We start from the raw sequence: 12,446 nt of genomic DNA, 5'->3' as shown, positions 1-12,446 counted from the left end.
GCGGTAACCAACCCGCGGATATCAGTGTGACCCACCGTCGAGACGTACTGCTACGTCGCCCTCAGGAAATTCAGATGTACCCAGACCGAGAACCGATCGCGATTGACACGGAAAGTCATATCAGTCCCCCGACCCACTACGGTCAGACGCCCCCCTCCAAAGCGGTCAGTCAGTCGAATCACGGTTTTGCGAACTGGAGCACCTCAAAGCGGCCGTTGGCGAGCTCACACAACCGGCCAACTTCTGCCGTTCGCCAACGAACCTTCACGGACATACAAAAGCCCCAATTCGTGCCGATACCGGACATCCGCGAATCTTGGTGCAGCATTTCCAATCAACCGTGCTGACGAAGGCTCTCTTTGAACCGGCGTTTGCTTGCGTGCGAGTCACTAAAAGATTCCGTTGTAAGATATGCAGGAGCCGCTCGTGCGCGAATGCTGATCCCTGCGCACTCACCGACTTCTGCGTCTCGTCAACTCGCAATCTGCTTCAGTCGCTGCGGAGACATCTAACGCGTGACAGCCACACTGTTGACCGTGGATTGGGATGACGCGTTCTTGCGAGCGTACCGACATGGACACAGAATTTATGACCGTGTTGAAGTACCTGGAAGAAGGTTCCCGAAAGAGGGTCCGCCTGGCTCATGAGCGGTTACAGCGACAGCGGACGCTTGTCGCTCGTCTTGCCGCGGACGGTGCATATCGGGCAGACGCTGAACAATGCTTGCAACATATGGAGCGTTGTTTCCACGCACTCAGCGAGATATGGGAGCTTCGCCTCGCCGCGCTTGATTCGATGATGAGCCAGGGCATCCAGTTACGGTGCAAATCTGTCGGAGCAGACTTAACAGCAAGTCAGGAGGGGCACCTTTCTGACAGTACCCATCAAAGCCGGCCGCAATCCCATTTGCGCGGACGGTAACCTCGTCATACGCGGTGAATGCCAGAAGGACCAGATGCTGGGTACGGGCGTCACTTCGCAATTGCCGAGCGAATCCGAACCCGTCGGTGCCGGGCATGTTGATGTCGAGCAAGGCGATCTCCGGCATCCACGCAGCCATGGCGTCCAACGCCGCGGCGACACCCGCGGCGAAGCGGGTCCCGTATCCCGACGCGGAGAGCGCGGCCGCGACTGCTTCTGCCCCTTTTTCATCGTCGTCGATCACGAGCAGGCGAGGCGGTCCGTTTCCCCGTCGCTGAGGGAGAGTGCGCAACGTCCATCGCGCAGTGGGAAGGAACGGATTCATACGCGCAAGCGCTTCTGGTAGGCTCGATATTCGTTGCTTCCAGCATGGGCTATTCCCGCCCTGGTGCGTCTGCCAGGCCGTAGCGACGGCCCGGGTAACTTGGGACGCCGCCTGTTTTTCTGTGCCAGTCCTTCCAGTCGAGGGAGAGTCCAATGCGGCTTGCTGATTTTATTTCGCAAAATGCAGAGCCGATCCTGAGGCAGTGGGAGGCGTTCGCCGCCACACTGCTGCCCGCGGCGGCGAACATGCAGCCGTCGGGGTTGCGGGACGATGCACAGGAGATCCTCCTGGCCATCGCAAAGGATCTGCGAACTTCGCAGAGCCGGGAAGCGCAGTTCCAGAAATCCGTGGGGCGAGCCCCTTCCCCGATTGACGCGACCGAAACAGCCGCGCAAACACATGCTGTTCTGAGAGCACGGGCCGGCTTCAATGTCAACCAGATAGCCGCCGAGTATCGCGCGCTGCGCGCAAGCGTGCTTCGCCTGTGGAAGGATGATTGCGAGCCCGGCGAGGCCGATCTGGACGACGTCATCCGCTTCAGCGAAGCGATCGACCAGGCGCTTGCCGAATCCGTTTCCTTTTTCACAGCACAGATCGAGGAGGATCGAAACCTTCTTCTTGGCATGCTCGGCCACGACATGCGTAGCCCTCTGCAGGCGATTCAGATGACCGCCGCTTATCTCGCGGCACTCAATGCCGGGGGCAAGGTATCGGAAGCCGCGGCCCGTCTCATACGGAGCGGAGCGCGAATGCAGGCGCTGCTCGACGATCTGACCGATTTCAACAGGACGAAACTGGGCTTGGGCATCAACGTGATGCCCCGCAACGTCGATCTGACCCAGGTGCTGGCTGAAGAGCTGGACGAACTTCGTGCCGTTCATCCCGACAAGCAGATCCTTCTCAACGTTAGTGGAGATTTACGGGGTACCTGGGACGGCCAGCGCCTGCAGCAATTGCTTCAGAATCTTGTTCTCAATGCAATCAAGTACGGGGCGAAGAATGCTCCGGTCACGGTCGACGCGACTGGCGATACTACGCAGGTGCGGATCGACGTCATAAACCAGGGACCTGCCATTGGGCAGGCGACGCTCGAGTGCATTTTCGATCCGCTGACCCGTGGCCCGGATCGCCCGACGGCAAGTGGCGCGGAAACGAGCTTGGGGCTGGGTTTGTATATAGCCCGCGAAATCGCCAGAGCTCATCACGGCGCGATTGAAGCGCGGTCCGACGAAACGCAGACGGTGTTTTCGGTATCACTGCCTCGTGAGGAGGAGAGTGAAAAAAATCACTAACGACTCGGAGACTGACGCATGTGTCCAGCGCGGTTAGCAACTGTTCGCGATCACCGTTTTTCGCCGCCGTCGCAGAACCATGAGCTTGACCGTTTGAAAGCCGGAGTCAAGCGAGTGACCGTTGGATCTCACTGAACGGTCATTTCGGGCGATACGGGATATGTGACCGCTCAGGGTCGGCTTATGCCTTTCGCATGAAGCGCGCGCCCGACATGATCTTCGCGCTTGGTCATCCGGCTCTGGTCGGCCAAAAGCGGTCTGTCTCAGTCGGTTGGCGAACGTCGGTTGACGAGCGACGAGCCGCCATTTTGCAAAGCGACGACGATGATTCGGCAGACTGACCTACGCTCGACGGTGATTTCCGTTTGAGCGATCCGTTCGCATGCGTCTCGCCAAGACAGGGCCACTTCGCGTGGCTCACCCGGCGATGCCGTAACCAGGCAAGCTTGCCGACGGGGCGATCGGTGAGGCAACAGGAGCTGGTCGAGCGCCAGGCGCTGCTCATCTGTTGATTCGCCGCTACGTCGACATTGAGTGGGTCTGCGCCTTATTCCTGAGATTCCTGAGATTGTGAGGGTCGGGCCTTCGGAAAGAGCGGCGCGGCCTAATCCTGATACGGCTCTGGCGCGCGCAGGTACACCAGCGACATTGGCGCGTGCCGGTTGTGCGCTTCGACAATGACTTTCACTCGGATGCGGCGGCGCCACGCTTTCAACGCGAGCCTTTCCATCCGGTGTTCGGTCGTGTGCAGGTTATGAATGGCGTCCTCGACCTGGAGCAGGAAGCCTTCGAAGTCACCGAACTGATCGTACGAAACGCCGACGATCTTGCCGACATAGCTGAGACGGTGTTCGCCGTCTCTCGGGCCAGGCTTCGGATGCGGCCGTCCGAAATTGCCATCTGGCGTCGGAGGAATCTTCCCTGGATCAGCGCCGAACCCCGCAACCCGCCCGCGGATCTGCGACACGTATCGGTCGAACACGCGCCACCAGCGACTATTGGCAGGGATCGTCTCCCGGATCCACTGCAGGATCGAGTAAAGGCGCTCTTCCCGGAGGAGCAGTACATCCTTGGTCCTCACGGGGATGCGGAGCTGAAAGCTCCCGTTCACGCGGCGCCAGACAAGACGATCATTGCTAGCACCTGGTTCGAAGGCTGCAGGTCGTGAAGCGCGCGCTGTCTCAAGCTGCGGAGGCGGAGGCGGAGGAGGCTGCCGCCGCGCGCTGGTCGTCGTCACCTGCCGGACAAGCGCATCGAATTGCTGTCCCTTGCGGATCCCCTGAGGCAGGTCCACTGTCACCAGGCCGGTAAAGTTCTTGTCAGTCGCTTCGGGAATCGGGATATAGCTCACGCCCCCAGTGGCACTGAGCTCGAGCGTGTTAGCGTCGATCTTGACGGGCAATCTGAAAAGCGCGGCCTGGATGCAACTTCGAATGACGTCGTCGGCGTCGATCTCGGGCAGGAATATTTGTCCTTTGGTGCCGACTGGGAGGCCGCCCCAATCGAGCATAAGTTCATCCTGGCGGCCGCCCAGCGCGATGATGGACGGCGCGGTCGCGCGAAGCTCGAACGGTTGCGGGACCCTGCGTGAGCCAACCTGAACGCCGGGATTCGGCACCGGCCCGAACGCGAGATTGCGCTGCGCCAGCTTGTCTGACGTGGATGGGTCTGCACCGAAAGGGATGGCAATCGGATCAAACGCGATCTCGGCGATCAGGCACTGGTGCAGGCTACGTATGATGACCTGCTCTAGGCTAAGCAGCGTGCCGCCGAAAGGGCCGTCAAGGTTCGAAGGATCGGGTGACTGCGGAAGAATACCTGCGGATGGCTGGTTGGTGTCGAGCCAACAGCCGAAGAACGCCTGGACTTCTGCGCCCGAAGGATCAACCGCAATGTCGCGCACGTTGTGGTCGTCGTGCTGGTCGGTCAGGGCCTGGCTCGTCGCGTCGACGCGCGGCTCGGCGAAGCACGGCACGGTGACGTATTCACCTTTCTGGACCCCTGGCAGCGGCACCGTACGCCCGGCCGGAAGGCCATCGCTCCATCGCCGATACGTCGTGTTGAGATCGAACGCCGCCGAAGTCGTCTGCGCCTGAAACAGACGAAAGAAGGCGCGAACATGCTTGGCGTCCTCGGTCAGACCACGCAGGCGTACACGCGCGATCCCGAAGTTAAAGACCGGCTTGCCGTTAGCGTCGTCGGGCGCCAGTTCGATGATCGATTCGGGCGCCTCTTCGTCCTGCGGCAGGTCGAATTCAAAGGTCTGGCCGCCGGTCGAGCCCTGCCCGCTCGTCAACGCATCGGTGACCTGCTGGATGAAAGACGTCGCATCGCTTCTCGCGTTGCCAGTGTCTGGCACCTGAATGCCGAAGCGCGAAGCGCCGGCAGTAATCTGAAAGACGCGCAGATCAATGCTGAGCCACGACGTCGCGCCGTTCAGGACGTACGGATCCGCTTGCTTCGTCAGGCGGAGCTGCGCCTGGCCGGTAACGGTGCTGCCGCGCGCGGTGAAACTGGCGGAGAGTGTCACATCTTCGAAATCGCCCGTAAACCCGAACGCGGTCGAGTCGGTCCACACGGCAGCGAATGCAAAGCGCATCCGCTGCAGCGTTGGTGGAAGGCTGAGGTCTTCCGGCGTGACGCCGGTGCAGACGAAGGAAAGGCCAGACACCGAAGGTGTGATGTTGATGCCTGGCTTGATCGGCGGATTGCCCAGATTGCCTGTGCTCAGCCCCAGATCGGCGGGGCTGTACCCTTCGACGGCGACCCAGAAGCAATCTGGGACCACCGCCGGAGCCGGTGGCTGGCCGAGAATCGCGTTGACCTCGTCTTCGCCGAATGTGCTCTTCTGGACGATGAAGAAGCAGTCGCGCGTGGTGCGCACGAGCGCGGTCCAGATTTCCTCACGACCGCCGCTGCGGCGGTCAGTCCAGCACGGAACGAACACGCCGTTCAGACCAGTGATACCGTTGTAATCGCCATATTGATCGCCGAACACTTCCGCACTGCTTCCACTGACATCGGCGCCATCGACCGTCTCGTCGGTCTCCGCATCGGTGACGCGTGACGCCGTGCTCCAGGTGCTACCGTCGTCGGCCGACATCTGCAGCCATAGATTGGTCTTCTTGCGCCCGGGGTCTGCTACCGTGTCGTAGTAGATGATGGCAACCTGGCCAGTTGCGTCGTCGACTGCCAGCCGCGGATTGAACTGGTCATTCTTCGACGGATGATTGTTGATCATCACGGGCACACTCCAGGTCGTGCCGCCGTCGGTAGAGCGCGAGAACCAGATGCGCGTCTTGCAGGTCGAGGTGCTGTCGGTGCCAGGCATGTTGGCCGAAGACGTGCATCCGGCCTCCCCCGTAAGGTCGGTCCAGGCCGCGTAGACGAGGTCCTTCGTCGCCGTCCGGAATGCCCCCGCCGTCACGTATGTGAGAATCCCGCGGCTCGCGTCGGCCGGGACCGTCAGTTCAAACGATCCAAGCCCAAACGCGGTGGCAATCGGGACAGGGGGCGCAAACGATGCGCCGCCGTCGGTCGACTTGCGCACGAAGAGTTTCTGCGTGCCACCGTTGTCTGGCCAGAATACGAACACTTCGCCGTTGGCGTTCGTCGTGACGTCGCCGCCTATCGCCTCGCCCGTGGTCTCGGCGCCTGTGAGCTTGAACGGAGTCTGCCAGCCTGCCGAGGTGCGCCGTCCGAGGAACGCGTCGTTGCCCGCGTGCCAGGTCGCGTAAATTGTGTCCTTGAAGCCTGATGTCGGGCTGTGGTCGACATGCATCGTTTCCCTGTCGGCCTCGGTCTGCGTTCCCGAAACTATTCCGTCCTCGGACCAGCTCGCGCCGGCGTCAGTTGACTTGAACGCGCGAATGCGCAGGTGCGTTTGTGCGGAGTCGAAACCGATGGTCAGCGCCCACGCGGTGCCATCCGAGGTCCAGTCCACGCAGGGGTCGCTATGGAAATCGTCGCCCGACGACAACGCGAGCGACGTCTGTGCCCAGGTTAGGCCACCGTCTGCGGAATAGAACTGAAGTTGTCCTCCACCAGCAGCGACGTTCCGGTTGGCGCCGCCGATGACCTGCTGGGTGTTGTTGAAATTGCCCCGGATGTCGGATTCGCTGACGGGGAACGACTGCGAGCCGGACGCACGTACGTTGTACGACATGGCTCCTCCTTTACCGCGCGAAGTGCGCTCAACAGGAATCGGAATTGGCTACGTGTTCACGGCCGGTTTCTGAGCTTTGGGTGATCCGGGTTGTGCAGCAGCCACCCGTGCACGCGCCGAATCGTGAGCGGGTACGCGTGGGAATTTGGGTGCGCCTTGCGCCAGTAGACGCGCAGCCAGGGCGGCAGGTCGGGACGCGGCCGCTCACCTTTGAGGACAGAGAAATCCTGGTTGCTTCTTATCAACTCGTCGAGCGCGCTGCCGGGCGTGGCACCCGCTGCCTTTAGCTGGTCTTCGAGAGCCGGCCAGTTCTCGTCGGACACCGGATTACTGTCCATCCCCTTCCTAGATGCAGACATGGCGCGCTCCACAGTAAAAAAATACGTGACACTGGGAGAACGGCTATTAGCACCGTCCTTTTAAAGAGCCATGGTCGAACTGGCGATTTAATCATTCCGCAATTCATAACGAACGATAGGTTGCAAGCTGGCAGAAAGCAGACAGAATGTATGACGATTCCGCCGGATCGCTCTTACGCCAAGTAGGCTTTGATTGTTCAAACCAAGGGGCCCGACGCCGTGATTCGGCGTCGGTGGCATGGAAATGGACGAAAACGGTGCTTGTCGGACGGTACAACGTGACGCGCTACTGCTTTCCATTACGTTGACAATACGACGCTCGTACAATTTTCAAAAAATCGTCTAGAGACGGGTGCCGAAAGCCGCACCTGGACCTGTGACAATCATGGCATCAGCCTTAAGGTGGCACGTGGGTTCGTGTGTGGGCGAGGCCGACGACGGCCGATCAGTGACGCGAACGACTGCACTATTTCCCGAGTTGCATCAGTGCTTGATTAAACGGCGCACTCAGTTGGTCGACGGATTCGTTTGGCTAGCATCACGATCGAGCACAGCCAACTAGTCCTGCTCGATTTGCGGACGCTCGCCGGTTGACCGGTGCCGGTGGGACAGCAGTGGCCACCGCAAAAACTCGGCCTGCATTCGCTGGGTGACTCGATTTCGCCCCTAGCATTTTTTCGTGGCAATCGAACGGATTGACATAACATCTGATGTCTTGCGGACAACAACAACACACACACAACAGCCACCGAGAGTCGCGTATGGATCGACAACCGGTTCGTCGACTATGTACGACCTGATCCTTCGTCAGTATGAGCGAGAGCGAACACTAATAGGCCGCCTCCAGGGACGCCGACCGCACAGCGTGTGGCCGCTTCGGAGCACGTTGGTGACGTTCGCGGAGACTAGCTCAGGGGCGGAAACGGGTCGGAGAACGAAACCGCTCGCGCGGTAGGGGGCTCCGGTCCGACGCTGGAGGTCAGGGAGGCGCCGGTCGCGCGGTTTTATGTTGGCGAATGAGGCAATCCGCCTCGTTCATCAACAGGAGCCGCATCATGACCTCCTCCCAAGCGACCGTCAGCCCGTTGCGCCAGCGCATGATCGACGACATGCGCATGCGCCAGCTTTCCCCCAAGACGCAAGCCAACTATCTGCGCATCGTGCGCGAGTTCGCCCGATACCTCGGGCGCTCGCCTGATACCGCCACCGTCGAGGATCTGCGAACCTACCAGCTGCATCTGGTTGATCATGGCACGTCGCCGGTGTCACTGAACGCCGCGATCACCGGGTTGAAGTTCTTCTTCGAGATCACGCTCCACGAGCCCGAACTGATGGCCCGCATGCAGCCCGTGCGCGTGCCCGTACGCTGCCGGTCGTGCTCAGCCCCGATGAAGTACGGCGGCTCATCGCCGCCACAGGCAACCTGAAGCACCAGACGGCCCTCTCGGTCGCCTACCGTAGACCGTATTAAGTTTGTCACCGTTGCGACGATAAAACTGTCAACTCGAGACTCGTGTCCCGTCGATAGCGTCGCAACCCAAACTCAGCATGGGCCTGACGCAAGCGAAATAAAATCGTCACTACGCTCTTAAGCGTAACCTCATTGCGGCGCATTCAGATCGCATCGGGCAGCAGACGGGCCAGTTGCGGCCGTTCGTCCGAGCTATCGCAGGGACAATTGAACGGCGGCTCCGCCTTGACACCGGACCTCTGCGGAGGTCACGTGCGTTGCGTCGGTGGCCGGAGTGATCTTGGTGGCCGGGAGAGTCTGTCGGTGCTCGGAGTATTACCTGACTGATGCTGGTCTGATCCATATCAAATGAGGTGAGGTCACGACGATCGATGATGCGATTACGTAAACAAAGTAACTCGCCGATCTATCGACGTCAGGAGACCTGTCATGAATAAATTCATTGCTGCCGTCGTTGCTGGCCTTGCCTTCAGCGGCCAGCTATTGCCTGACACCACGGCCGCACAGACCGCACAGACGAAGAAAAGCGCCCCAGCTCCGGCACCCAACACCGCTGAATTCGACAAGCAACTGGCCCAGGTTCAGGAGCAGATGAAAACGATGCAGGCCCAGATGGACCAGATTGGTCAGACGCAGGACCCACAGGAGCGGCAGCGCCTTATGCAGCAGCACTGGGCCACGATGCAAAGCGCCATGACCGCGATGCACGGTTTATGGGGCCCTGGAATGATGGGTTACGGCATGATGGGGCCCGGAATGATGGGTGGCGGAGGACCGGGCTGTTGTGGAGGCGGCTGGGGGCATATGCGCGGTTACTACTCCAACCTCACGCCCGAGCAGCTTCGGCAGCGCCAGTACATGACCGACCAGTACCTGAACATGCAGCAGCAGATGATGAACAATATGATGTGGAACCAGCAGTACTGGATGGGGCCGCCGGCGCCGACGAAATGACAGCGGCCCTCGCTGTGACTGTTAGGGAACGCTGACCGGTCCACACTACAGAATCAATCAAATGCCAACGCATTGCTGACGGTCGATTGTTGCTCCGGCCGGGCCTGCCTCATTGCGAATGCGTGCCGCGTAAATGCGCCGCGTGGTGCGGACCGTCAATGGTCAGGAATTTGCCGACCGACTCGCAGTAAGACATGGCTGTTGTGCCTCGAAAGCTGCCCTTGGCATCGCGATTGACCGACTGGCCGGAGAGGGTCGTGTGCGGCCGATAGCCGTCTGTCGGCACTTATGCTCCGAAGTAGTCGAATTCGGGCGTCGCACGCCGAAGATCTGCGACCGAGAGCGTTATGCGCTCGCCTGTTGCAGACGCTGCTCCATATCGTTGCACGGTCTTTAGAATCCTGCGTTTGTTCAGCTCGAACGCGAGTCTCACCTGCTGTACGGTCTCATTGCGAGCGCCAAGCTCTTCGCAAGCAACTTCAAATGGCAGTGCGAAGGCGCTGTATCCCCAGCCGAAGCCGTAGGCCGAAAACCATAGTGTCGAGTCGGCGACAAGGAGAGGGGCCGTCAGGCTCATACGGGGCTGGTCCATGGCTGCCACTCCCTTACCGAGAATTCTTGTCGCACGCATAGCGCGCAGGGGCGAGGCGAACGATTACCGCCTCGGCTTGTGTCCGACCCGGCCTTCGCCGAATCGATGAAAGTGAACATTACCAACCGCACCTGCCCAGGCGATCACCCAGCACGTAGCCCGGGCCCTTTCAGCAGACGAATCTGCGCGCATAAGACGGGCCGTTGCCACACGCAGGCGAGCAAACGCGTATTCCCGGCGCGCAAATTCGCGACGCTCGAAAGTGTCTTCACGCATCGCTGGCAAATAAAAGGAAGTTACAGAAAAGTACGAGGCAGAGTGCGGTTAATGCTTGATGGATCCAAAAGAGTAGTTGAGCAATAGCGTTCGCGTCTAGGTGGGGTTTTCGCGAAAGGCGATGACGGTCTGCATCGAGCAGACGTTCCGAGGCCGGTTCTGCAACGGCGCATTCAACCGGTCGATGCAAGAGTTCGATGGAATCGTTCAGCCGGTGTTTCGAAATCCAGCGTCTGCCTTGGGCGCTCGTTCAGCCTTCGTGCCACGGCGTTGAGTTTGGCCTGTGAGTAGACCGACAGGTCAAAGCCTTACGGGAATTAACTGTCCCCGCAGGCCGTTGGTATTTTCATTCGAGCCGCGTTTCAGGGGATGTTCCGGGTCGCAGAAGTACACGGCAATGTCGGTGGCGATGGTGAACCGCTTACACCTAACCAGCCGGAATCGGGAACTCGGTGATGTCAGGGAGTCACCCCTCATTCGGGGAAGAAAACGTGCAGCCGGACGCTTGTCCCGTTGAAAGGGAAGGCATTTGCGCTCTCGATTGCGAAGTCGGCCCGAACGGTCCGCAGTTCAATAAACCGTATATACTGTTTTATCTACACGACAGGAGAGAACCGATGACCACATCAGAGGTCAAGACGCCGACCCCGAAGAGCAGCGCCGACGAGGCGCAGGCACTCGCAAAGTCCGAGGGCAAGACCGACAAGACGACGCAAACGAATGCTTTAGCCACGCCCAAGGCCAAGGCACGGACAAAGGTGGCAGCGCCGGCCACGACGCCGAAGAACGCAAAGAAAGAAACCGCTAAAACGGCCGCCGTAGAGACGACCGCGGAGGACAGCGCCGCCAGGAATCAGGCGACACCGGAGTCGAAAACCAGGCGCGTGAAGAAGGAAAAGGTCGTGCGCGACAGCTTCACGATGCCGAAGTCGGACTACGCGAAAATCGCTACGCTCAAGCAGAAGTGCCAAGACAACGGCGTGCGCGTGAAGAAGAGCGAACTGTTGCGCGCCGCGCTCACGATGCTGGAGGCCGCGCCCGAGAAGCGCCTCGTCGCGGCCATCAAGGCGCTCGAAACGGTCAAGACCGGCCGCCCGGCGAATACCTGATCATCGCCGATCAGAACAGCTTTCCGAAACGCCAGTAAAGCGTGGCGGTCAGTGCGATCGACACGGGCTGCATCAGCACCCACGCAACCAGCAAGCTGCGCACGGCGTGCCACTGCTGCCCGGAGCCGTTGGCTACCATCGTCCCGGCTCGACGCCCGACGACAGCACGTGCGTCATCGGCATCAGCAGGCCGTAGGCACCGGCGGCGCCGATGGTCAGTATCACGACCATCGTCGGCCGACGCGCCTTGCCCGTAGGTTGGATACAGCCGGTCTTCTCGTCGACCGTCACCACGACGCGCTTCCAACCGACCATCGTGCCGAGGCAGAGCGCGATCGCCACAGCCACCTTCACCCACGTCCGAATGAACCTGGTCGCGTGATTGAGCTGCTTCTTGTCGTTGTCGATTACTGCGCGGGCCGTCGGCGCGAAAGCGGACGCACTTGCCTTCTCCATCAGGCGGATCGCTTCGGAGACAAGGTACATGTTGTTGCGCACGTTATCCACCAGGTCCAGCGGCACCGCCGCGAAGGATCCCGACTTGCCGATCTGCGTCGCGGGCGAGCTGGCGCGTGCGGACGTATTACTGCGTCTCCTCGCGCGCGTCGCTGGGGCGAGGCGCGTTATAGCCTCCATGCCGACCGCCTGAGACAAACTCATGACGAGGAAGATGCGAGTCTCTCGAACAGGACTACTTGGCACGATAGAACAAGTGGACGAGCCGCAATCTCGGGGATCCCGAGAAGGCGTGAGGTCGATTACAAATTTCGTCAAATAATGAAGTGACGGCTTGCTGAACGGCCGCTCGACTCCAGTACCCGCCCTATAGCCTCAGACCGCTCGACCGTCGGCAAGGGGTCGAGGCTGTGTGAAAACACGTTACTCTTGTCCATCGAGTAACTCGCTAGTCATCGGTGCCGCTGGGCTTGAAACGAAGGGTGATGGTTGTTTCACTCATTGAAAGGAACGCGCATACCTGCTC

8 protein-coding genes and 3 pseudogenes are annotated in these 12,446 nt (G+C 60.3%); 4 read left to right on the top strand and 7 right to left on the bottom strand.

What is annotated here, in order from left to right; translation table 11 throughout:
- Positions 1-754 precede the first annotated feature (754 nt).
- The gene (locus tag ACLFKU_RS40480) at positions 755-1,165 is read right to left on the bottom strand and encodes a response regulator (RefSeq protein WP_410852956.1); all 411 of its coding nucleotides are present in this window, start codon (positions 1,163-1,165) and stop codon (positions 755-757) included.
- Positions 1,166-1,398: 233 nt separating this feature from the next.
- Here ACLFKU_RS40480 and ACLFKU_RS40475 point away from each other — a divergent pair, with 233 nt between their 5' ends.
- Positions 1,399-2,538: an ATP-binding protein gene (locus tag ACLFKU_RS40475; protein WP_410852955.1), complete on the top strand. Its 1,140-nt coding sequence runs from the start codon at positions 1,399-1,401 to the stop codon at positions 2,536-2,538.
- 604 nt (positions 2,539-3,142) lie between these two features.
- Here ACLFKU_RS40475 and ACLFKU_RS40470 read toward each other — a convergent pair.
- Together ACLFKU_RS40470 and ACLFKU_RS40465 are read right to left on the bottom strand one after the other, a co-directional pair.
- Positions 3,143-6,703, bottom strand: a complete 3,561-nt coding sequence (locus ACLFKU_RS40470) for a hypothetical protein (RefSeq protein WP_410852954.1) — start codon at positions 6,701-6,703, stop codon at positions 3,143-3,145.
- 56 nt (positions 6,704-6,759) lie between these two features.
- Positions 6,760-7,062: a hypothetical protein gene (locus tag ACLFKU_RS40465; RefSeq protein WP_410852953.1), complete on the bottom strand. Its 303-nt coding sequence runs from the start codon at positions 7,060-7,062 to the stop codon at positions 6,760-6,762.
- 1,055 nt (positions 7,063-8,117) lie between these two features.
- Here ACLFKU_RS40465 and ACLFKU_RS40460 point away from each other — a divergent pair.
- Positions 8,118-8,518, top strand: a pseudogene (locus tag ACLFKU_RS40460) (phage integrase N-terminal SAM-like domain-containing protein); the annotation flags it as partial.
- 444 nt (positions 8,519-8,962) lie between these two features.
- Positions 8,963-9,487: a hypothetical protein gene (locus ACLFKU_RS40455; RefSeq protein WP_410852952.1), complete on the top strand. Its 525-nt coding sequence runs from the start codon at positions 8,963-8,965 to the stop codon at positions 9,485-9,487.
- Between the two features lie 109 nt (positions 9,488-9,596).
- Here the strand turns inward: ACLFKU_RS40455 and ACLFKU_RS40450 are convergent, their stop codons facing one another.
- The 3 genes and pseudogenes from ACLFKU_RS40450 to ACLFKU_RS40440 all read right to left on the bottom strand — a co-directional run.
- The gene (locus ACLFKU_RS40450) at positions 9,597-9,773 is read right to left on the bottom strand and encodes a hypothetical protein (protein ID WP_410852951.1); all 177 of its coding nucleotides are present in this window, start codon (positions 9,771-9,773) and stop codon (positions 9,597-9,599) included.
- A complete protein-coding gene (locus tag ACLFKU_RS40445; protein WP_410852950.1) occupies positions 9,774-10,079 on the bottom strand; it encodes a hypothetical protein in 306 nt (101 codons plus the stop codon).
- A 449-nt stretch (positions 10,080-10,528) separates the two neighbouring features.
- A pseudogene (locus ACLFKU_RS40440) lies at positions 10,529-10,775 on the bottom strand (transposase); the annotation flags it as partial.
- A 71-nt stretch (positions 10,776-10,846) separates the two neighbouring features.
- Here ACLFKU_RS40440 and ACLFKU_RS40435 point away from each other — a divergent pair.
- On the top strand, positions 10,847-11,464 hold the full coding sequence (locus ACLFKU_RS40435; RefSeq protein WP_410852949.1) for a hypothetical protein: 618 nt from the start codon (positions 10,847-10,849) through the stop codon (positions 11,462-11,464).
- A 10-nt stretch (positions 11,465-11,474) separates the two neighbouring features.
- On the opposite strand, the pseudogene ACLFKU_RS40430 reads toward ACLFKU_RS40435, so the two are convergent.
- Positions 11,475-12,034, bottom strand: a pseudogene (locus ACLFKU_RS40430) (inorganic phosphate transporter); the annotation flags it as partial.
- Positions 12,035-12,446 lie beyond the last annotated feature (412 nt).

It is taken from the genome of Paraburkholderia sp. EG304 (assembly GCF_046543485.1).
GTDB lineage: Bacteria > Pseudomonadota > Gammaproteobacteria > Burkholderiales > Burkholderiaceae > Paraburkholderia > Paraburkholderia youngii.
This window is presented reverse-complemented; position numbering and strand designations above follow the sequence as displayed.

Excerpts from the sequence above, each read along its gene's own strand:
- ACLFKU_RS40475 (WP_410852955.1), top strand. The coding sequence starts at position 1,399 with ATGCGGCTTGCTGATTTTATTTCGCAAAATGCAGAGCCGATCCTGAGG.
- ACLFKU_RS40470 (WP_410852954.1), bottom strand. The coding sequence starts at position 6,703 with ATGTCGTACAACGTACGTGCGTCCGGCTCGCAGTCGTTCCCCGTCAGC.
- ACLFKU_RS40465 (WP_410852953.1), bottom strand. The coding sequence starts at position 7,062 with ATGTCTGCATCTAGGAAGGGGATGGACAGTAATCCGGTGTCCGACGAG.
- ACLFKU_RS40455 (WP_410852952.1), top strand. The coding sequence starts at position 8,963 with ATGAATAAATTCATTGCTGCCGTCGTTGCTGGCCTTGCCTTCAGCGGC.
- ACLFKU_RS40445 (WP_410852950.1), bottom strand. The coding sequence starts at position 10,079 with ATGGACCAGCCCCGTATGAGCCTGACGGCCCCTCTCCTTGTCGCCGAC.